17 protein-coding genes are annotated in these 22593 nt (G+C 52.0%); 15 read left to right on the forward strand and 2 right to left on the reverse strand.

The genetic code is table 11. From position 1 onward, the window contains the following. Nucleotides 1-292: 292 nt before the first annotated feature. The 8 genes from BN6628_RS04210 (at nt 293) to BN6628_RS04245 (ending at nt 9668) form a co-directional block, all read left to right on the forward strand. Nucleotides 293-1219 (forward strand): ABC transporter permease subunit, encoded by a 927-nt coding sequence (locus BN6628_RS04210; RefSeq protein WP_068614717.1) that lies wholly within the window; start codon nt 293-295, stop codon nt 1217-1219. A gap of 11 nt (nt 1220-1230) precedes the next feature. Then, nucleotides 1231-2142: an ABC transporter permease subunit gene (locus tag BN6628_RS04215; protein WP_068614718.1), complete on the forward strand. Its 912-nt coding sequence runs from the start codon at nt 1231-1233 to the stop codon at nt 2140-2142. Between the two features lie 14 nt (nt 2143-2156). Continuing rightward, entirely contained in the window at nt 2157-3179 is a 1023-nt protein-coding gene (locus tag BN6628_RS04220) for an ABC transporter ATP-binding protein (RefSeq protein ID WP_068614720.1), read from the forward strand. Continuing rightward, nucleotides 3157-4140, forward strand: a complete 984-nt coding sequence (locus BN6628_RS04225) for an ABC transporter ATP-binding protein (protein WP_068614723.1) — start codon at nt 3157-3159, stop codon at nt 4138-4140. The genes BN6628_RS04220 and BN6628_RS04225 overlap by 23 nt, the downstream gene beginning before the upstream one ends. Before the next feature lie 175 nt (nt 4141-4315). After that, on the forward strand, nt 4316-5929 hold the full coding sequence (locus BN6628_RS04230; RefSeq protein WP_235847571.1) for a leucyl aminopeptidase family protein: 1614 nt from the start codon (nt 4316-4318) through the stop codon (nt 5927-5929). Nucleotides 5930-6005: 76 nt separating this feature from the next. Next, nucleotides 6006-6698: a copper homeostasis protein CutC gene (locus BN6628_RS04235; RefSeq protein WP_068614725.1), complete on the forward strand. Its 693-nt coding sequence runs from the start codon at nt 6006-6008 to the stop codon at nt 6696-6698. A 336-nt stretch (nt 6699-7034) separates the two neighbouring features. Next, nucleotides 7035-7982: an ROK family protein gene (locus tag BN6628_RS04240; protein WP_068614726.1), complete on the forward strand. Its 948-nt coding sequence runs from the start codon at nt 7035-7037 to the stop codon at nt 7980-7982. A 402-nt stretch (nt 7983-8384) separates the two neighbouring features. Then, the gene (locus tag BN6628_RS04245; RefSeq protein WP_068614727.1) at nt 8385-9668 is read left to right on the forward strand and encodes an alpha-L-fucosidase; all 1284 of its coding nucleotides are present in this window, start codon (nt 8385-8387) and stop codon (nt 9666-9668) included. Nucleotides 9669-9903: 235 nt separating this feature from the next. On the opposite strand, the gene BN6628_RS04250 is transcribed toward BN6628_RS04245, so the two are convergent. Further along, entirely contained in the window at nt 9904-10869 is a 966-nt protein-coding gene (locus BN6628_RS04250; RefSeq protein ID WP_068614728.1) for a bifunctional helix-turn-helix transcriptional regulator/GNAT family N-acetyltransferase, read from the reverse strand. A gap of 314 nt (nt 10870-11183) precedes the next feature. Between BN6628_RS04250 and BN6628_RS04255 the strand changes: the two genes are divergently transcribed. The 6 genes from BN6628_RS04255 to BN6628_RS04280 all read left to right on the forward strand — a co-directional run bounded on the left by BN6628_RS04255 (nt 11184) and on the right by BN6628_RS04280 (nt 19468). Next, nucleotides 11184-12560, forward strand: coding sequence for an amino acid permease (locus BN6628_RS04255; protein WP_068614731.1), 1377 nt, complete (start codon nt 11184-11186; stop codon nt 12558-12560). Nucleotides 12561-12948: 388 nt separating this feature from the next. Continuing rightward, entirely contained in the window at nt 12949-13974 is a 1026-nt protein-coding gene (locus tag BN6628_RS04260; protein WP_068614734.1) for a LacI family DNA-binding transcriptional regulator, read from the forward strand. 231 nt (nt 13975-14205) lie between these two features. Continuing rightward, complete coding sequence (locus tag BN6628_RS04265; RefSeq protein ID WP_068614738.1) at nt 14206-15456, forward strand: ABC transporter substrate-binding protein; 1251 nt, start codon at nt 14206-14208, stop codon at nt 15454-15456. An 85-nt stretch (nt 15457-15541) separates the two neighbouring features. Next, complete coding sequence (locus BN6628_RS04270; RefSeq protein ID WP_068614741.1) at nt 15542-16411, forward strand: carbohydrate ABC transporter permease; 870 nt, start codon at nt 15542-15544, stop codon at nt 16409-16411. After that, entirely contained in the window at nt 16408-17232 is an 825-nt protein-coding gene (locus tag BN6628_RS04275) for a carbohydrate ABC transporter permease (RefSeq protein ID WP_068614743.1), read from the forward strand. Before BN6628_RS04270 ends, BN6628_RS04275 begins: the two co-directional genes overlap by 4 nt. A 34-nt stretch (nt 17233-17266) precedes the next feature. Then, complete coding sequence (locus tag BN6628_RS04280; RefSeq protein ID WP_454188819.1) at nt 17267-19468, forward strand: alpha-galactosidase; 2202 nt, start codon at nt 17267-17269, stop codon at nt 19466-19468. A gap of 636 nt (nt 19469-20104) precedes the next feature. Here the strand turns inward: BN6628_RS04280 and BN6628_RS04285 are convergent. Next, nucleotides 20105-21658: an acetate--CoA ligase gene (locus tag BN6628_RS04285; RefSeq protein ID WP_068614754.1), complete on the reverse strand. Its 1554-nt coding sequence runs from the start codon at nt 21656-21658 to the stop codon at nt 20105-20107. Nucleotides 21659-22016: 358 nt separating this feature from the next. On the opposite strand from BN6628_RS04285, the gene BN6628_RS04290 reads away from it, so the two are divergent. Then, entirely contained in the window at nt 22017-22589 is a 573-nt protein-coding gene (locus BN6628_RS04290) for a class I SAM-dependent methyltransferase (RefSeq protein WP_068614757.1), read from the forward strand. Nucleotides 22590-22593 lie beyond the last annotated feature (4 nt).

Below are 22593 nucleotides of genomic sequence, written 5' to 3' on the forward strand. Positions count from 1 at the left end.
CAAACGAAACAACATGCAAAAATCAAGTAAGAAACTAGTAACAACAAAACGAGAAATAAGAGACCCAACAAGAATCAGGAAACAAGAAGCATGAAGCATGAAGTATGAAGTGTAAAGTATGAAGTACAAAGCAAGCAGGAGTAATCAGCTGGAAAGAAGCTGCGGTTAACAAGTAGCTATTGTCGGTAGCAAGCCAGTTTTTATGTATGAAAAAGAAAGGGGCCGTTTCTGTCTGTTCATGAAGAGACCGGCCCCTCTTATGTACCTGTTCAATCTAAAGGGGGCTCATTTCTTGGGAAGATATGCGCTACAAAGACTTCTTGGGGTCATTCCACTCATGTTTGTCGTCTCGGTACTGGTCTTCATGTTCATCCACCTGATCCCCGGTGATCCGGCCCGTCTGGTCGCGGGTAAGGAAGCGACGCTGGAGGAAATTAACGGCATCCGTGCCCAGCTCGGGCTCGATCTGCCGCTCTGGCAGCAGTATCTGAGTTATATGGGACGGCTGCTGCATGGCGATCTGGGGACTTCGCTGCGCTCAGGGCTCCCGGTTTCAGATATGCTCATGAGCCGGCTGACACCAACCCTGATCCTTACGTTCATGAGCTTGGGTTGGGCACTCATCATTGGCCTCTTAATCGGGACATTATCTGCGGTGAACCGTAACAAGTGGCCGGATTACGTAGGAATGCTGACGGCCATTTCCGGCATCTCGGTACCGGGCTTCTGGTTGGGACTGGTGCTCATTCAGATCTTCTCGGTACAGCTTGGCTGGTTCCCAACGGGCGGGGTGGATTCCTGGAAATCCTATATCCTTCCTTCCATTACCCTCGGAGCGGGTATCATGTCCATGCTTGCCAGGTTCTCCAGATCATCCATGCTGGAGACGATGAGGGAGGATTACATCCGGACCGGACGTTCGAAAGGTCTGAGGGAAGTCATCGTTGTGGGGCGGCATGCGCTGCGCAACTCCCTGATCCAGGTCGTTACGGTGGCAGGTCTGCAGTTCGGATTCCTGCTGGGCGGTTCGGTCATGGTAGAGACTGTATTCAGTATCCCGGGACTTGGGAGACTGCTGGTGGATTCGATTTCTTTTCGCGATTACACCGTAATTCAGGCGCTTCTGCTGCTGTTCGCCACCCAGTTCATTCTGATCAACCTGATTGTGGATTTGCTTTATGGGGTGCTGAATCCAAAAATCAGGTATGCGTCTAGCTAGGAGGGAAGAGGATGGACAACAATACAACGATTATGGGCACCGATTCCCAAGGGGCCGGTATTACGCTTGCCGCGAAACCGGCCAAGGGACGTGTCAGGGAGTTCATTCATAAGTTCTGCCAGCAGCGGGTGGCGCTGGTTGCAGGGATCTTCATCATCCTGCTGGCAATTATCGCGATATTCGGGCCTCATCTCACCCCGTATGATCCGAATGAACCGGATTACGATGCCCTGATGACCGGGCCGTCAGCCGCGCACTGGGCGGGGACCGATGAATACGGGCGGGATATTCTAAGCCGTCTGATCGACGGCACGCGTCTGACCCTGGCGGTCAGCTTAAGCTCGGTTCTGATTGCGGCTGTTGCGGGAACTGTGCTCGGGCTGCTCAGCGGTTATTACGGAGGCTGGTTGGACCGGCTGATTATGCGGGGCAGCGATGTGCTGTTTTCTTTTCCTGACCTGCTGCTGGCTATTGGGATTGTGGCGATTCTAGGCCCGGGCCTTTCCAACGTGGTCATTGCGGTGGCGGTATTCGGCACGCCGTCCTTCGCCCGGATTATCCGAAGTGTAACGCTGTCGGCCAAGGAGAATTTGTTCGTGGAGGCGGCCCGCTCGATGGGAGCGAGGGATGCGCGGATGATCTGGAAGCATATTTTTCCGCAGACCGTACCGAGTGTGATTGTCAATGTGACGATGAAGATCGGCGGCGCGATTCTGGCAGCTTCTTCACTCAGCTTCCTGGGTATGGGCGCCAAGCCAACTGAGCCGGACTGGGGCGCGATGCTCAGCATGGGGCGGGATTACCTGAGTATTGCCCCGCACATTGTGTATTTTCCGGGAATCGCGATTTTCTTGGCTGTGCTTGCTTTTAATCTGGTTGGGGACGGACTGCGTGATGCGCTCGATCCCAAGACGAAAAATTAAAGGGGGACAGGGCCATGGCGTCCAGATTGCTTGAAGTGGAGGATTTGACAACGGAATTCCGGCGGGACGGCGGAAGCGTAAAGGCCGTGTCCGGCATTAATTTTCATATCAATAAAGGCGAAGTACTGGGGCTCGTTGGCGAGAGCGGCTGCGGCAAAAGTGTCACCTCCCTGTCGATCATGCGCCTGCTTAAGGATACTCCGGGACGGATTGCCGGTGGGGCTGTCCGGTTCGAGGGTACCGATCTGACTCGGATTCAGGAAAAAGAAATGCGGAAATTCCGCGGTAACGAGCTGGCGATGATCTTCCAGGAGCCGATGACTTCCTTGAATCCGGTGCTGCGCATTGGGCGGCAGCTGGAAGAGCCGATCATGCTGCATCTGGGATACAGCCGCAAGCGCGCGCGGGAGCATGCCATCCACATGCTGAAGCAGGTGGGGATTCCACGGGCGGAGGACGTGGTGGATGAGTATCCGCACCAGCTGTCTGGAGGAATGAGGCAGCGCGTGATGATTGCGATGGCGATGTCCTGCGGTCCGAAGCTGCTCATTGCCGATGAGCCGACGACGGCGCTCGATGTGACGATTCAGGCGCAAATTCTTGATTTGATGAAGCGGCTGAAGGAAGAGCAGGACATGGGTATGCTGCTGATTACGCATGATCTGGGCGTGGTTGCCGAGATGTGCGACCGGGTGGTTGTCATGTATGCAGGCCGGGTCGTAGAAGAGGCGAGTGTGAAGGACTTGTTCGAGAACCCTCAGCATCCGTACACCAGAGGACTGATTCAGTCTGTACCGAAGCTGCGGCAGAAGGTCCGCCGTCTGGCATCGATCCAGGGCAATGTGCCGGATCTTAGCGCTATGCCTCCCGGCTGCAAGTTCGCACCCCGCTGCGCACATGTGATGCAGCAATGCCTGGAGCGAGAGCCGGAGCTGCTTCCAGTTGCCGGACAGACGGAGAGAACCAGCCGCTGCTGGCTGACACAAACGGACAAGGCGGAAGGGGGAGAGGACGATGGCAGATACACCGCTGGTTGAGGTTAGAGGCTTACGGAAATCTTTTGCCGTGAAAAAAGGCTGGTTCGGCGCGTCCAAGTATTTGCGCGCGGTGGACGGGATCTCGTTCGCGATCCGCAAGGGGGAGACATTCAGCCTCGTTGGCGAGAGCGGCTGCGGCAAGTCCACAACAGGCCGCCTGGTCAACCGGCTGCTGAAGCCGAGCGGCGGGGAGGTCTGGTTCAACGGGCATAACATCAGCGAGCTGAGCGACAATCAGATGCGGCCGCTGCGCAGGGAGATGCAGATGGTCTTCCAGGACCCCTACGCTTCGCTCAATCCCCGGATGAAGGTGAAAGAGCTGGTGGCCGAACCGCTGATTATTCATACGAAGCTGAGCGCCAAGGAGCGGGATAAGCTGGCTCGGGAGCTGCTGGAGACCGTTGGACTCAGCAGCATTCATGCCGAACGCTACGCTCATGAGTTCAGCGGCGGGCAGCGTCAGCGGATCGGCATTGCGCGTGCCTTGTCCGTACGTCCCAGCCTGATTGTGGCGGATGAGCCGGTATCGGCGCTGGATGTCTCCATCCAATCCCAGGTGCTCAACCTGATGCAGGATCTTCAGGAGGAATACGGTCTGACGTACCTGTTCATTTCTCATGATCTTAGTGTGGTGGAGCATATCAGCGACCGAATCGGTGTGATGTATCTGGGCACGCTCGTGGAGACGGCGGACAAAGACACTCTTTATGACCGCCCGCTGCATCCGTATACTCAGGCGCTGCTCTCCTCGGTGCCGGTGCCGGACCCGAACCAGAAGCGGGAACGCATCATTTTAAAAGGGGATCTGCCAAGTCCCGTAGACCCGCCAACCGGCTGCCGGTTCCATAACCGCTGCCCTGCTTGTATGGAAATTTGCAAGCAGCAGGAGCCGGTGTTCCGGGAGGTTGAGCCTGGGCATCAGGTGGCGTGCCATTTATATAATGACGGATTGCAAATGTAGGATTTTAAAGATGTAGATATAAACGGGGATTTAGGCACGGTAGGTTTGTAGATATAGAAAGACTTTGGTAGACATTGTCGATATGTAGCCTTGAAAAGGCTTATCTGGATATTGAAGGCCTTTGTAAGAACGGATGGGTTCACATCCCACTTTATTGGTAAAGGATTGAATCGCCATGCAAATATATACAGATTTGACCGGAGAGGACGAGGTCCTCATCTATCCAGTCTATGCGGGAGAGGACTCGGCTTATCCGATGAATGAGCGGCGTAAACGACAGGGGAGTATTACCTGGTTGTATGGCCGCTCGGCGGAGGAGGCCGATGTACTGGCCGCTGGACTGGGCGACCGGCAGACCGTGACCTTAGAGCAGGTGCGCCGGGCTGGGGGGGCTGCGGCCCGGGCCCTTTTGCAGGAAGGGAGGGGCTGTGGGACGCTGGTGCGGAATCCGGGTAGAGGCTCTGATGGTGCGAAGAAGGCTACCCCCGAAGTCCTTAATACCGATGAAACCCAGAAGAACCCACAGGACTATGGGAATCCCGAACGTGCAGAGTATCTGGAGAGTGCGGTCGATCCGACAGCTGGGCAGCGCCCAGCCGTTCATGAAATTGCTGGAAGTGAAGGGATTCAGAAGGGCGAACCTGAGGCGGCAGCTTGGCTCCAAGCCTGGATCGAAGGCTGGCTGCATGGTCTGTACCGGTTCGATAAGTACAGAAGCGCCACCAAGATTGGCGGCAGGGTGAAGCTGAACATCCGCTCCGCAGATTGGCCTGAGCTGTCCGCAGGCGAGCTTGGCAAGATAATCACTGTCGCTGAACAGCGGGCGGAGGCTGTGAATTTGACCCGGGACTGGGTCAATGAGACGCCGGGTGTTCTGAACCCGGATGCTTTTGTGGCCTGGACGGTGGAGCTGTTCAAGGATCAGCCAGTTCAGATCCATGTGTACAAGGGACAAGAGCTGATCGATCGCGGCATGAACGGCCTGCTGGCTGTAGGGGCCGGGAGCAAGCACGCTCCGGCGCTCATTGAGCTGAGATATGAAGCCCTGCCGGATGCGCCAATGCTGGCCCTGGTCGGCAAAGGCATCACCTTCGACATGGGCGGCATGAACGCCAAGACGGGCGCGGATATCAGCGACGCCCGGATGGATATGGGCGGCGCCGCAGCTGTGATCGGCGCGCTGGATCTCCTTGTCCGCCAGCGGGCCAAGGTCAGAGTGACGGCATTGATTGCCGTAGCCGACAATCTGCCGGATGCGCGCGCTACGCTGCCGTCCTCCGTCATCGCTTATCCGAACGGTTTGACCGTTCAGATTGCGAACACCGACGGGGAAGGCCGGCTTGTGCTGGCGGATGCATTGATCCACGCCGCGAAGCTCGGCGCAGCCCAGGCCATTGACATTGCCACGCTGACGGGCAATGTGGGCGCTGCGCTGGGACTGGGCATCGCAGGCATCTGGGGCGATGCGGACATGACGCGCGAGCTAGTCCGCATCGGCGAGCGGAACGGCGAGCGGCTGTGGCCGATGCCGCTGATGGATGAGTATGAGGCGGAGCTTAGAAGCAATTATGCCGATCTGCGCAATGTGGGCACGTCCGGTATGGCAGGGGCGATTACGGCGGCGCTTTTCATAAGGCGGTTCGTAGCCGAGTCGATGAACTGGGTACATATCGATATGGCTGGCACGGTGCAGTATAAGCAGGATGTGGGGTATTCCGAGGCTGGAGCGACAGGTTATGGCGCAAGATTGCTGGCGGATTATGCCTGCGGATATTTCCGGCAGGTTTAGATTCTCGCTGTCATCATGTCTTTTGCTGCTATCATATCTCGGACTGCCAACATTCATCGAATAAGGAGGGTTTGTTATGAAACTGGAGGTTATCGCCACTTGCATCGACGACGCCCTGGTGGCGGAGGAGAATGGGGCGGACCGGCTGGAGCTGATTACCGCTGTTACAGAAGGCGGCTTGACGCCGGGCATCGGACTGGTCCGGCAGGTGGTGAAGTCGGTAGGCATTCCAGTCCATGTGATGGTCAGACCGCACAGCCGCAGCTTTGTGTACAGCGCCTTGGACCTTGAGACGATGCGGGCAGAGGTAGAAGCCATTGCGGCGGCTGGAGCTGCCGGTATTGTAGTCGGTGCGGTAACGGAGGAAGGACTTGTGGATGAGCAGGCACTCGAAGCGCTGCTTCCATTGGCGGAAGGCATGCAGGTAACTTTTCACCGGGCCTTCGATGAGCTGGAGGATCAGCTAGTGGGGCTACAGACATTGAGCCAATATCCACAGATTACCCGCATCCTTACCTCAGGCGGGCTAAAGCCAGCACCGGCGGCAATTCCTCAAATCCGAGCACTTGTGAAAGCATCCGAGGGTACCTCCCTGTGCATCCTTGCAGGAAACGGCCTGACCCCGGAGACAGTCTGTTCCTTCATTGAACAAACCGGGGTTCCCGAAGTGCATTTCGGTTCTGCCGTCCGGTATGGCCGCTCGGGCCTTGCGCCAATTGATCCCGTGCAGCTGCGGACGCTGGCGGACAGCCTGGTCCGGTATATCTGAACATCTGGCTTGGCATCCACAGACCAGGGCGGTTTCGTTCACGCAAAAGTTAGCCGATGAGAATGGTGTTGAGCGCTGTATAACGTGAAGAAAAGGATCGGATGTCCGGGCTATCAGACCAGCGTGTTAGAAAGCAGAATAGAGTCTGTGGGAGCAGGCAGGTGCCCCAGGCCAAGTTGTTCCGAATGAGGCCGTCCGTACCAAAGCTATGAGAGTAGAGCAGGCTCATTCATAATCAAGGTTATTTATCTGGCAGACCAAGAACTGTCTCAGAAGCGAACTAACCAGCGAGGTCCTAAGTTCCATCCATACAGATCAGAAAACAGGTGATAGAGATTGCAGAACACGGACAGATATGTAGTGGGGATCGATTTGGGCGGAACGAAGATTGCGGCCGCTCTTTTTAATGCGGATGGAGAAATTCTAAACCGGGAGCGCATGGAGACGGCAGGGCTCCGCACTGCCAAAGAGGTTGTGCAGCGTATGGAGGATATGATTCATTCCGTTTCCAAAGGGTATCCCATCTCCGGTGTGGGGCTGGCTTCACCCGGCATGGTGAACAGCAGGGACGGGATCGTTCTTCAGGGAACGAATCTTCCCGAGTGGAGTAATGTTCCTCTGAAGCAGTGGATGGGCGAAGCACTTGGCGTTGACGTCGAGGTTGTGAATGACGCCAATGCGGCTGCCTGGGGGGAATATATCCGGGGCGCGGGAGCAGGCTCCGGGAATATGGTGTATGTGACGTTCAGCACAGGAATCGGAGCTGGAATTGTTCTGGACGGCAAGCTGCTGCTTGGCGCTAATTCTTTTGCCGGGGAGCTGGGCCACAACATTGTCGAGCCGGATGGCCCTGCCTGCATATGCGGGAACAACGGCTGCTGGGAAATGTATGCGTCCGGGACCGCGATCCGCGAAGCTGCGCTGGAGCTTATGGAGAGCCGCCAGTCTATGATCCGGGAGCTGGCGGAGGCCTCCGGGGAAGCGGTGTCGGCGAGGCATGTGTTCGAAGCGCATAAACAGGCTGATCCCGTCGCTATCCAAGTCGTTGACAGGGCGGTGCATTATATGGCACTCGGGCTGGCGAATGCGATTCACACGTTCAATCCTGACCGGATTGTTATCGGGGGCGGAGTGAGCAAGGCGGGCGACCAGCTGTTTCCGGCCCTGCGGGCCAAGACGGATAAGCTGGTGATGAAGGCTTACCAGGGCACGTATGAGATCGTGCCTGCTGGTCTTAGGGATGATGTTGGACTCATTGGTGCGGCGGCTTTGTTCCATGCTTGACATAGCTTGGTTTCAAGAAGAATTTTTTACGGGAGGGGAGCAGAACGCTTGGTGAGTCAGGCTGCTCTGCTCCAGCAAGGCCCAAGCGGATTCTAGGGTTCCAACAAATGCTTTGAACGTTAGCATTTTCATTGGCGATTCATTGTCAATTCATAATCATACTTCGTAAATGATTTTTCATAAGCGCTTTCGTGAGCATATTCGGCAATCGGTTCCTTGCCAGATTTATATTCAAAGTTCACTTGCTGTTTCTTTTGATAGTGGTCTATGTCATATCCAATTGTCGGGTCTATATTCTAGGTTTATCTGTTGTGCAAACTTTCAGACGGATTGCTGTGTTCTTTCGGTTCATTCATATAGTACAGATTAACCCCTCACTTCTAGGGATACGGAGGTAGCTGCATGAGTACAAGAGATCAGAGAACCCGCTGGTTCCTGCAGGACCGGTTCGGAATGTTCATTCACTGGGGGCTGTATTCCATCCCGGCCCGGGGGGAGTGGATTCGCGGCAATGAGCGGATGAGCTATGAGCAGTACAAGGTGTATTTTGACGAGTTCGACGCTTCCCGGTATGATCCGAAAGCATGGGCCCGGGCTGCTAAAGACGCCGGTCAGAAATATGCGGTGCTGACCACGAAGCACCATGACGGCTTCTGTCTGTTCGACAGCAAGCTGACGGACTTCAAAGCAACAAATACCCCGGCTGGACGGGACTTGGTCCGCGAATATGTGGATGCGTTCCGCGAGGAGGGCATTGCGGTTGGATTGTATTACTCGATTATCGACTGGCACCATGATGATTACCCGGGCTACGGGGATAAGGCCCATCCGGATAGGGATAATGAGGCGGCCAAGGATAAACCAATTGAATTTGACCGGTATCTGGCTTATATGCACGGCCAAGTGAAGGAACTGCTTACGAACTATGGCAAAATCGATATTATGTGGTTCGATTTCTCCTACGACGATATGACGGGAGAGAAGTGGAAGGCGACCGAGCTGATCCGCATGATCCGTTCGATCCAGCCGGATATCATCATCGACAACCGTCTTGGCGGCAATATCCGGGCGGAGGAGCCGGAGGAATATGCCGGTGACTTCTTCTCGCCGGAGCAGATTATCCCGCCTGGAGGCATCGTAGATGTGAAGGGGCGGCCTGTTCCTTGGGAAGCATGCATTACTTTGAACGATAACTGGGGTTACCATTCCACGGATAAGAACTACAAGTCAGCCAAACAGGTGATCCGCACGCTCGTCGAATGTGTCAGTAAGAACGGGAATTTGCTGCTTAATGTGGCCCCTGATGCGAAGGGCGAAATCAACCGGGAGACGCTGGAGGTACTGAATGAGGTAGGGGAATGGCTGAGGCTGAATGGCGACAGTATATATGGCTGTAAAGCCGCTGATCTGCCTAAACCCGAGTGGGGAAGGTACACACAGAACGGGGAGCGGTTATATGCCCATGTCTACGACCGGGGAATCGGCCCTATCTACTTCGAGGGCTTGAAAGGCAAGATCCGCAAGGCCAGACTGCTGCGGGACGGAACCGAGCTTAAGGTTGAGGTGCCATGGATGGCGCTGGAGTACTCCGACATTGAGAACGGAGCCTTTATCAATCTGGCTGGTGCCCGGCTGCCGGACGAGAATGATACGGTGATTGAACTGTTTTTGCACACAGGACTTTGATGTAAGAGCACATAAGAGAGCGGATAGCTAAAAGGAGAGACACGGAGCGAACCCGTGTCTTTCTTAATCACACCGAGCAAATAAACGCACCGCCCGAAGCTCCCGGTGTCGTGGTGTGACGTTGCACGACGGCTGTCAACCACATGCTTTTCCGGGACAAGTGAGGATTAGCTCCGGGACGGCGACCGTTCCCTTTCCGCATTTTCATTCAGATGAGCGGCTCAGGTCCATCATCTCAATTCACCTCAACTGCTGAATCTGCAGGTTGTAAAGAAGCTTCCTGAAGGTGGAGCTCATAAGTCTGCTCGATATGATGGACACCCCAGTCGTTGTTCTCTTGTTCCGCAACCTTTCTAAACCCTGCTCTCGTATACATACTGATGGCCGTTTTTTGATCTTCCGTCGTTTCCAGAAAGACGCTGCGGAAGCCTCTTTCTCTGCAGTAATGAAGGGACTCCTGCAGAAGCTTCTTACCAAGTCCCATGCCTCTGAATTCGGGGTGGAGCATAAACCATCTTAGCTGTGCTTTTTCATCAGAATGGCTAATCATCGCAATACTGCCGACAATTTCTCCATCCACTTCGGCGATCCAGAAACGGTCCTTCTCCGCGCTGTAGGTGAGGAGCATATCATAGAACGTCTTGCATACATATGCTTCGAACACATGATTATATCCGCACTCCCTGGCATAAATCCAACCATGCATATGAATAAGTAGACCAATGTCACCCGGTTTAAGCTCTGTTCGAATACTTATGTTTCTTTCATTATTGTTAGACAGCTCCCGTTCGATGATGCTCATGCTTCTGGCAATATTCCTCTGGCTCTGCTCCGGCAGCTCGATAATCATCTTGCGAATTTGTTCATTAGATAGCGCGTCCATCTTGGCGAGCGTCTCTTTTCCAGCGGGTGACAAAAACAAAAAGGAGGATCTTGCATCCTCAGCGGATTGGACCCGATACGTCAAACCAAGCTTTTCAAAATGCTTCAGCATCCGGCTTAGATAGCCAGCATCAATCCTTAACTGCTCAATCAGTAACTTGGCTGTGCAGCGTTCCGTATTCCCGATTTCATAAAGCACCCGGGCTTCTGAAAGTGAAAAGTCGCTAGCCAGAAGGTGCTTATCGAGTAACCCAAGCACTTTTGTGTAAAATCGGTTATATTTGCGGACAATTGGAATTAAAGAAGATTCATAACTCATTAGGTACACCCTCACCCTCCATTAATTGACTAAGTCAACATTAATTTAGCAATATTGATTGACATAGTCAACAAAATAATTTGACATTGTCAACTAAATCAAGAAGTTTCATTTAAAATGCATCCCGAATGAAGTTCAATTGAACTTTGTGTGAAAGAGGTATGACTTTACTAGCGTGTCCCACTTTTTCCTAACGGATATTTGTTGAATTTACTTAATTTTTGTCATAAAATTTCAGTAATGCTGGAGAAAGAACGGTTTCTGAATCCTTAACTACAGCCAGAGCATGAACACATTTGAAGGGGAGCGTTCTTGTGGAGTCAAAACAATTAACCAGAGGGCTAAAGCCCAGGCACATTGAGCTAATTGCACTTGGTGGCACGATTGGTGTAGGGCTGTTTATGGGTTCGGCCAGTACGATCAAGTGGGCAGGGCCTTCGGTGCTGCTGGCCTACTTGTTGGCTGGGATTGTGATGTTTTTTGTAATGCGGATTATGGGGGAAATGCTGATTTTGGAGCCGGTGACGGGTTCATTTGCCACGTTCGCGCATAAATATGTCAGTCCGCTCGCTGGATATCTGACCGCCTGGAGCTATTGGTTCCTGTGGGTAACGGTGGGCATGGCCGAGGTGACCGCGATTGGCATCTATGTGGGCTACTGGTTCCCGGACATTCCACAGTGGCTGCCAGCCTTGGCTGGGGTAGCCATTATTGCGGCTGCGAATCTTGCGGCGGTGAAGTTCTATGGTGAATTTGAATTCTGGTTCTCCCTGATTAAGATTGCGGCGATTATCTTCATGCTGATCATTGGAACCGCGATGATCTTCTTCGGACTCGGGAACGGATGGCAGCCGATCGGGCTGTCGAACCTGTATAGTCATGGGGGCTTTTTTGCCGGAGGGTTAAAAGGGTTTCTGTTCGCCCTGTGTATCGTCACAGGGGCTTATCAAGGTGTTGAGATGGTGGGCATTACGGCAGGAGAAGCGGAGAATCCGAAGGTTACTCTGCGTAACGCGATCAAAAACATTATCTGGCGCATTCTGATCTTCTATGTCGGCGCGATCTTCGTGATTGTCACGCTCTATCCTTGGAATCAGGTGGGCACCATTGGCAGCCCATTCGTTCTTACTTTTGCCAAGGTGGGTATCGTAGCGGCTGCGGGAATTATTAATTTCGTGGTGCTGACGGCAGCCATGTCCGGGTGCAACAGCGGGATTTACAGTGCGGGAAGAATGCTGTACACCCTGGCCAAGAACGGGCAGGCTCCGAAATTCTTTGGCAAGATCTCCAAGAACGGAGTACCGAGAAACAGCCTGATCACCACGATCTCTCTGCTTTTGATTGGCGTGCTGTTCAATTATATCGCGCCTGAATCGAAGCTGTTCTTGTACATTTATAGTGCAAGTGTTCTCCCGGGTATGGTGCCTTGGTTCGCCTTGGCCTTCAGCCAATTCCGGTTCCGCCGCAAGTGGAAGGAAGAGATGGCGAATCATCCGTTCAAGTCTAAATTCTTCCCTGTGAGCAACTACATCACAATTATCTTCCTGATCCTGGTCATCATTGGCATGTGGTTCAACCCGGATACCCGGACATCCCTGATTGTAGGAGCTGCGTTCATTGCGATTGTGGCGGTGGGGTATTTCGTATTCGGCATTGGGAAACGGCAGCAGGTGGAAGGTACTGAGGAGTAAGTAAAGGTAAGGAACTAGAAGTTTGTAGAGAATAAAGTGCATGTGAAAGAGGGGAGAGCTATCTCCTAAGGCTGTCGAGAAAGTCTCGGCAGCCTTTTTTTGTAGAGTAAAGCCGCAAACAATCTGGTTTTGCTGAAATAGGAAGGGGAATATATGCTGGAGGGAGGATATTTTCACATGGAATTAAGTAAATTTGTGATGTTATTTAGTAATAATTTTACTATAAATATCGTTCTTTGTTAGTTAAAAAACAATTATCAAGGCCTATTTCGATAAAAATATATGATTTTCCTATGTTTTCGCTAATGAAAGTGCTTGCAAGATGGGTGAAGCGTTGATATACTTACTTCATAATTAGTTAAAAAATTTACTAAAGGTGCTGGAGCCAATGGCTACAATTAAAGAGATAGCTAAATTAGCCAATGTATCATCCGCAACGGTCTCACGTGTGTTAAATAATGATACGTCCCTTTCCGTAGGGGAGGAGACCCGGGACCGGATCTTTGATATCGCGGAGAAGATGCAGTACAAGCCTCACCGTGTCAAAAGAATGAAAAAAGAGAGCGAGCTGTCCACCAAGCAGGTTGGATTGCTGCTGTGGGTCTCGCCGGATGACGAGAAGGAGGATACGTATTTCTCCGAGATCCGCCAAAGCATCGAGAGACGCTGCGAGGAACTGAATCTTAATATAGGCAGAATGGTAAGAGGGAATTATGTTGATGCCTCCGCATTCCAGGACATGGATGGACTTATTATTGTAGGTTCTGTTGATATAGAGGATATCGAGAGAATCTTTCCAGACCGGAAATCGGTCGTATTGGTCAATCATTTGCTGGATGTCAGAGGTTACGATTCAGTGAAAATCAACTTCAGGCAGGCCGTGGAAGAGGTAGTTGAGCATTTCTACCGGCTGGGCCACCGCGAAATAGGAATGATCACCGGTCATGAATACCTTTATAAGCTGGGACCGAACAAGAAGGGACAGACACTTCTGGATGCCCGGCAAAAGCATTTTGAGCAGCTGATGAAGGAGAAGGGTCTTTATAATCCGGAGTATGTGGTTACCGGGGATTGGAGTACAGCAAGCGGGTATGAAACCATGAAAGAGCTGTTAAGCAAGCCGAAGCGGCCAACCGCCTGCTTCATAGGCAATGACCCCATGGCCATCGGAGCCCTTCGTGCTCTTCATGAGAGCGGCGTGAAGGTACCTGAGGAAATGGCGGTAGTAGGCTTCGATGATATTGAAGTCTCGGCTTTTGTGAATCCGCCTCTGTCCAGCATTAAGGTTCACCCGGTTCAAATCGGGCGCACGGCAGTCCAACTGCTGCTGGAACGTCTGGAAGGACGCGAGGCTGCTATTCAAGTCACTGTGGAACCAGAGCTTGTCCTTAGGGAGAGCTGTGGAAACCGGTAATCCAGTGAATTCGTGAGCACATTCTTTGAATTCTGATTAGGAGGTGATATGGAACTACAGGCACGGCTTTTGGTTTCATCTGGATACATTAGAGAGAGAATATGAGAAGAGAAAAAGAAAAAGGCCCCAGCAGACGGCTGGGGGACAGAAGAAAAAAACATTCAGTATTCATTCTAAACCAAAACAGAGCTTAATTCAATTCAAATGACAACAACTGAGGGGGCATGACAGATGGTAAAAGGACTGAAAGTTGGGGCAGCAGTTTTGATAGCGCTCTCTTTACTGAGCGGTTGTGGAAGTAACGATAGCAGTGGGGGTTCCGGCGATTCGGCTGGCAGCGGCAAGGTGGAGCTTCAATTTCTTCAATATAAGCCGGAAGCCCGTGACACCTTTGATAAGCTGATTGCTAAATTTGAACAGGCGAATCCTAACATTCATGTCATCCAGGATAATCCGCCAGATGCTTCAACCGCACTCATGACCAAAGCAGCCTCAGGTCAGCTCCCGGATGTGATTGCCAACGGGGGCGACAACGTACATGCCTCTCTAGTGCAATCGGGCGTTCTGGCTGATCTGTCCAGTGACCCGAATCTGCAGAAAGTATCGGATGTGTATGTCAAGATCCTGCACGATATCTCGGGCAGTGACAAAACTTACGGTATTCCTTACGGCGTTAACGCCAACGGGGTGATCTATAACAAAGCCTTGTTCAAAGAAATGAACCTTACGATTCCTCAGACCTGGGATGAGTTCATAGCCCTTTGCAAAAAAATCCAGGATGCCGGCAAGCTTCCTTTCTACTTCTCGTTTAAAGATGCCTGGACGTCCCAGCCTGCATTCAATGCGCTTGCGGCCAGCACACAAGGAAATGACTTCTACAAGAGACACAGTGAGGGCAAGACAACCTACACAAGCGAGTATAAGGAAGCTGCAGACAAGCTGCTTCAACTGGTTACCTTCGGTCAGAAGGACAGCTTCGGCAAGGGCTACAATGATGCCAACGTAGCTTTTGCCAAGGGAGAGTCCGTTATGTATGCGCAGGGAGTCTGGGCTATCGCGGAGATCAAGAAAGCGAATCCATCCATTGAGTTGGGGATCTTCCCTTACCCTGCAACGAATGATCCAAGCAAGAACAAGCTGATTTCCGGTGTGGACCAGCTGCTGTCGATCTCAGCCAACACCGAGCATCCGAATGAGGCTAAGAAATTTGTGGAGTTCCTGCTCGATCCTGCGAATGCCAAGGAATATGTGAAAGGGGTTAACACGTTCTCTGCGGTGAAAGGGGTTACCCAGGACGATCCGTCGGTAAGTGATCTTGCACCTTACTTCGACAAAGGCCAGATTGCAGACTTTGTGGACCACTATACACCAAGCAACATGAAGCTGGACCAGCTGCTGCAGGAATTGATCATGAAGAAAGACGTAGCAGGCTTCTTGAAAAACATGGATGACGAATGGTCCAAAGCGGAAAGTAGAAAATAATCAGCAAACGGAGAGCGAAGGGGATGAAGGAGGGAGTTGATTCTCCTGCTATCGTCCCCTTCCTACTCTCTCAAAGGAGCTTACTATGCGAAAGAATATGACACCCTTTTACCTCATGGTAATCCCGGCTTTTCTGCTTTTCTTTTTCTTTCATACCCTGCCGATGCTCATGGGGGTATTCTATAGCTTCACGAATTGGAATGGTCTCTCCCCGTCGTACAAGATGGTGGGATTTAAGAATTTTCTAAATGTATTTCAGGACCCTCAGGTCTATAGTGCTTATGGATTTACCTTTAAATTTGCGATTCTGACTACGGTTATCGTGAATATCATCAGCTTGGCTGTTGCGGTTGGACTCAATTCACGGATTAAACTCAAAAATACGCTTCGGGCCGTGTACTTCTTGCCCAATATTCTGAGTATGCTGATCATCGGTTTCATCTTCAATTACTTCTTCTCGAATATCCTGCCGGATGTCATGTCCAAAGCGGGCATGAGCGGCCTGGCCTTTAATATTCTAGGCAGTGAGAATACGGCGTGGATTGGCATTGTAATTGTGACGGTATGGCAGGCCACGGCCTTCAACATTATTCTGTATCTGGCGGGGCTGCAGACGATTCCTGCAGATTTGTATGAGGCTTCCAGCCTGGACGGTGCATCCAAATGGAAGGAGTTCTGGCACATTACGTTTCCGATGATTGCCCCGTTCTTTACCATTAATATGGTGCTTGCACTTAAGAATTTCCTCATGGTCTTCGATCAGATCGTAGCTATGACGGGCGGGGGACCGGCGAAGTCCACCACTTCAATCTCGTATCTGATTTTTACCGATGGATTCCAGGGCGGCTCTTTCTCGTATCAATCGGCGAACTCTGTCATCTATTTTATTGTGATTGTGGTCATTTCTATGATCCAGCTTAAGATTCTGCAGAAAAGGGAGATGAGCCTGTCATGAGTATGAAACGGACCAATTGGCCGGTGACCATCTTACTTGTCATTGGCTCACTCATCGTATTGTTTCCTCTCTATATGACTCTGATGATTGCTGTCAAAAGCCCGCAGGAGATGGCCGACGCGGTATTGGCTTGGCCTAAGGAGTGGCATTGGAGCAATTTTAAAGAAGCGGTCGATATGACCAACTTCTCTCATGCTTTTCAGAACAGCTCCATCATTACGGTATTCGCAGTGATTTTCACCTTGCTGACGAATTCTCTGGTGTCCTATGCCGTGGCGCGCAATATGGATAAACGCTTGTTCAAAATGCTCTATTTCTACTTTGTCAGTGCGCTGTTCGTACCGTTCCCTATTATTATGCTTCCCCTGGTAAAGGAAGTTTCCAAGCTCGGGATGAACAACCAGACAGGCCTTATCGTTCTCTATGTCGTATATGGAATTGCATTTAATCTATTTCTGTATGTCGGCTACTTGAGAAGTATCCCTGCGGAGCTGGAGGAAGCGGCAGTGATGGATGGAGCCTCGGTATGGGGTACCTTCTGGAAGGTAATATTCCCACTCTTAAGCCCGATTAACGCAACGGTGGCGATTCTGACCTGTATCTGGGCGTGGAATGACTTCCTTCTCCCACTGATTATACTGAGCAAGCCTTCGATGGCTACGCTGCCTCTGGCACAATATATTTTCCAATCCAAATTCGGGGTGCAGTACAATTACGCTTTCGCCTCGTACCTCATGGCCTTGCTGCCGATGATTATAGTATATTTGGTGGCCCAGCGGTGGATTATCAGCGGGGTTGTCCGCGGCGCGGTGAAATCATAGATAAAGAGACAGATATAGATTAGGAGTGGTGCAGGTGGCAATTTTTTATGATCAAGAACAGCAGCAGTTTCATCTTCAATCCAAGGACATGAGTTATATCATCCAGTTGGTCCAGGGATATCCGGCCCATATTTATTGGGGGAAGAAGCTGAACCGGCAGGGCAATCTAAGCGATATCCTGGTGAGAGTGGAGCGCTGCTCCTTCTCTCCTAATCCGGTTCCTGAGGATAAAACGATCTCGCTGGACACCCTTCCTCAGGAGTATCCGCAGTACGGGACAAGTGATTTTCGTCATCCGGCCTACCAGCTTCAGCTGGAGGACGGAACAAGAATTACGGAGTTTCTATATCAGACCCACAGAATAATAGAGGGTAAGCCCGAACTAGAGGGGCTTCCCGCTGTGTATGCGGAGTCTGGTCAGGAAGCCCAGACGCTGGAGCTGGAGCTGGTGGATGCACATTCCGGGGTTACGGTTATTTTGAGTTATACCGTCTTTGAAGCATTTAACGCGGTGGCCAGATCGGTCAGATTTGTGAATACGGGTAAGCAGCCGGTCAGCCTGCTGCGGGCACTAAGCGCCAGCGTGGATTTCCCGGACGACCAGTATGAGAGCTTGTATCTCAGCGGGGCATGGGCGAAGGAGCGGCATATCCAGCGAAGAGCCCTGAGACCGGGATCAACGGTGATCGAGAGCCGCAGAGGGTCCAGCAGCCATCAGCAGAATCCGTTTATGGCCCTGCTTCGCCCGGATACGAATGAAGAGCGCGGGGAAGTCTATGGCTTCAGCTTGGTGTACAGCGGCAATTTTGTGGCTGAAGCGGAAGTGGACCAATTCGCGACAACCCGGGTGTCGATAGGGATCAACCCGTTCGATTTCAAATGGCTTTTGTCTCCGGGTGAATCGTTCCAGACTCCGGAGGCCGTGATGGTCTATTCGGATGAAGGGCTTGGCGGCATGTCGCGGACTTACCACAAGCTGTACCGCACCCGGCTGTGCCGGGGATTTCACCGTGATAAGGACCGGCCTATCCTCGTCAATAACTGGGAAGCGACTTATTTTGATTTCAACGCTGACAAAATCGAAGATATCGCCACAGAAGCGGCACAGCTCGGAATTGAGCTGTTTGTACTGGATGACGGGTGGTTCGGCAAGCGGGATAGCGATAATTCCTCGCTGGGGGATTGGTACGAGGACTCGCGTAAGCTTCCAAATGGGTTAAATGATCTGGCTCAGCGGGTCAACAATCTGGGACTCCAGTTCGGACTATGGGTAGAGCCGGAGATGGTGTCTCCGGACAGTGATTTGTACCGCAGCCATCCAGACTGGTGTCTGCACGCCCCTGGGCGGCGGCGTACGACCGCCCGCGATCAATTGATTCTGGATTACTCCAGAGCCGAGGTTCGGGAGTATATCTTTGAGTCGTTAAGTCAAATCTTCCATTCGGTTCCGGTCACCTACGTGAAATGGGATATGAACCGGAATATGACAGAGATCGGCTCAGCCTTCTACGGACCTGAACGTCAGATGGAAGTGGCGCACCGCTATATTCTGGGACTCTATGAGCTGATGGGCAAGCTGGTTGATGCGTTCCCGCATATTCTCTTCGAGAGCTGCTCCGGCGGCGGGGGAAGATTCGATCCGGGCATGCTGTTCTATATGCCTCAGACCTGGACCAGTGATGATACCGATGCGGTGGAGCGCTTGAAGATCCAGTACGGGACCAGCATGGTCTACCCGATCAGCTCGATGGGCGCGCATGTCTCCGCGGTGCCTAACCATCAGGTGGGACGGATGACGTCGCTGGCAACCCGCGGTGATGTAGCCATGTCCGGGAACTTCGGGTATGAGCTGGATCTGACCCAGCTGACCCCGGAAGAGAAGGAGCTTGTGAAGCAGCAGGTGAGCTCATACAAAGAGGTCCGCCAGCTGATTCAGAACGGCGAGCTGTACCGGCTGAAGAGCCCTTACGAGGGAAATGGAAATGAGACGGCTTGGATGTTCGTCTCCGAGGACCAGACAGAAGCGGTAGTTTACTACTTCCGCGTCCTGGCCGAGCCGAATGAGCCGCTGCGCAGATTAAAGCTCAGCGGGCTTAACCCAGAGATCGAATACCATGTCGACAAGCTGGGAGCCAGCTTTAATGGGGACCGACTGACTCACATTGGCCTGCCGCTGAAGCCGGTGCAGGAGGATTTTGTGAGCGAATGTTATCGGATCAAGGCTGTGAAGAATTGAGATTGTTGTAGGCATATAGTGTGAGTAGAGGGAAAACCGCGAAGTTTGCGGTTTTTTTCTTTTGCTTTTCTGTCCTTAGGGAAGCGGAGGCAAGAAGGGCCACTCTTCTGTTGCTAAACGGATAGATGGAACGTATAAAGTTGTTGTTTTCCCGGTATCATTTTCCCAACCTCGTTATTGCTAAAGGACCACGGGAATCTTGATATACCAAGGTTTCTGGTAATTTTGTGTTGATCTTTGTGAAGATACAAATTCACTTGGGATAAAATTGTGAAACCCTTGTGGCTGTAGTAGAATTAGGGTTACTACTAAGTTGAAGGCCTGATATTACTAGGGGTTGAACCGTAACATGGGATGTATTGAAATCGCTCAAATATAGTTAATTGCTCTCCAGCCTCTTCCGTTGAACTGTAACATGAGATGTATTTAATTGCATATCAGAGTATGAGGAGAAAGGATTTGCTCCAATAAACTGCTATGCAAAGTGCATCGTAGAAGATTTGGCCTTTCACAGCAACTACGAATTTTCCACAGTAATATGGGAAGTGTTTTTAAATTAACCTCATAGCCTACCCCCTCAACCACCAAGCCCCCAATCCGTCCGGATCGGGGGCTAATCTCATTCCATATAAAACTTTATTTCCCCGCATACTCCTGGGCCCGCAGCTCGACCCGGCGGATTTTGCCGGAATTCGTCTTAGGCAGGGAAGCGATGAACTCGATTTTCCGCGGGTATTTGTACGGCGCGGTTAGGGCTTTGACGTGGCTTTGGAGCTCCTTGATCAGCCCTGGCGTTCCTTCGGTGCCTTCCATCAGCACGATAAAAGCCTTTACCACCGCGCCCCGGATTTCATCGGGACTGGCGACTGCGGCGCATTCCTTCACCGCCGGATGCTTCATCAGCGCTTCCTCGACCTCGAACGGCCCGATGGTGTACCCGGAACTGATGATAATATCATCGCCCCGCCCTTCGTACCAGAAGTAGCCGTCCTCGTCGGCACGGGCGCGGTCGCCGGTGATGAAGTAATCGCCGCGCTGATTGTTCTTTTTGCGTTCCGGGTCGTTGTAATATCCCTTGAAAAGGGCGGGCATGTCCACATGAACGGCAATGTCGCCCACAACGCCCGGCGGTACGACCTTACCCTCATCATCCACGATCTCAATGAGCCCTGGCGAGATAGCTTTGCCCATGGAACCGAGGCGTACCGGGCTGTCCATCAGGTTCCCGATGAGCAGTGTGCTCTCGGTCTGTCCGTAGCCGTCGCGGATCGTAAGATTGTGAACCCGCCGGAACACCTCGATAACCTCCTGGTTCAGCGGCTCACCGGCAGAAACCACGCTGCGCAGGGAAGAGAGGTTGTAATCTCTTAGATGTTCGAGCTTCGCCATAATGCGGAATTCGGTTGGCGTACAGCACAGCACTTCAATGCCATACTCTTGAATCAGCCTCAGGTAATGACCCGGATGGAAGGAGCCATGGTACACGAACCCGGTCGCGCCTCTGCCGAGCACGGACAGGAACGGGCTCCAGATCCACTTCTGCCAGCCGGGTGCAGCCGTCGCCCAGACTATGTCCCCGGGTTTGATGTCCAGCCACAGGGTGGAGGCGATCCGCAGATGGGCATACGCCCAGCCGTGGCTGTGAATGACGCCCTTCGGGTTGCCGGTTGTTCCAGAGGTGTACGCCAGAATCGCCGTGTCGTCCCGGTGGGTCGGAACCGTCTCGAATACCTCCGGCTGATCCTCCATAAGATGTGCCAGGCTATGCCAGCCTGGGGACATCCCCGCAGCCGTGCTTGCAGAAGCCTCGTCCGCAACGGCGATGCGGAACTCCAGATTCGGATGCCCTTCATCGTAGGCGCGGTCGACTTCCCCGGTCAGGGTAGACCAGGCAATGACGGCACGAGCCTGGGAGTGCTGGAAGCGGTAGGACAAGTCCTTGGCGCGCAGCATTTCCGATGAGGGAATGATCACGAGGCCAAGCTTCAGGCAGGCCATGTAGATGACATACGCAATAATCTGCCGGGGAACCATAACGAGGACCCGGTCGCCTTTGGTGAGGCCGAGCTGCCGCAGGCCTCCTGCCAATTGATTGGCCTTAGCCAGCAGGCTGCCATACGTAATTTCTTCATATTCACCCTGCTCGCTAAGCCACTTTAGGGCTAGCTTGTCCGAGGGATGGTTTTCCATCTCTGAGGTGAGATTATATTGTTCGGGTGCGATCCATTGTTGAAAATTCAGGGGGAACCTCTCCTTTTAAATTAGGATGTACATAATAATCTTATTATAGCACTTAATATTAGTACCAGGTACTATGACATAAAAGATTTTGAAATTAAACGTATAAGAAATGAACTTTTTGACACAACTCCATCTATCTATGTTAACCAATTTCATCGCCAAAACCACATCATACAGCCGGCATAACTAACGAGAATCTGCCAAGAGATAATGAACTTCTTAAGAAAACTTCAGTTTTTCCTCCAGAGAATCTAAAGAATTTTAGTTTAGGATTGAGGCTAATCAAACCTATGGAGGAATAATCTCAATGATAAATAAAGATTTGATCCAGGAGAAGTTTTTGTTCTTTTATAAATTTCTGCAATCTCCGGGGCGTGTAGGCAGTGTGACGCCGAGCTCCAGATTTCTGGCCAAAACAATGGTGGATGCCATTCCATGGAACGAGGTGGACAGCGCAGCGGAACTTGGTGCAGGCACAGGGGCAATAACGAGGTACATCCGGTCTGCCAGGAAAGAGTCAAGCCGGGTGCTGCTCTTTGAAGCAGATTCCCAGATGAGGGGCAGATTAACAGACCTTTATCCCGAATTTGCCTGTTATCCCGATTGCCGTGACATTCAAGCGGCCGTCCACAAGGAGAATCTAGAGCAGCTGGATTGTGTTCTTAGCGGGCTGCCATTCTTCAATTTTACCCAGGAATTGCGGGACCGCATATTGGAGCAGGTTGTCTCGTCCCTTAAGGATAACGGCTTGTTCGTCGCCTTCCAGTATTCGCAGCAGATGAGAAAGCAGCTTGAAGAGGTGTTTGACATCGAGGAGATCAAGTTCGTGCCGATGAATGTTCCGCCAGCGTTTGTGTATATTTGCCGGAAAAAGGGTTGATTGG

Origin of the sequence: Paenibacillus tuaregi, assembly GCF_900086655.1 — a bacterium.
GTDB classification, from domain to species: domain Bacteria; phylum Bacillota; class Bacilli; order Paenibacillales; family Paenibacillaceae; genus Fontibacillus; species Fontibacillus tuaregi.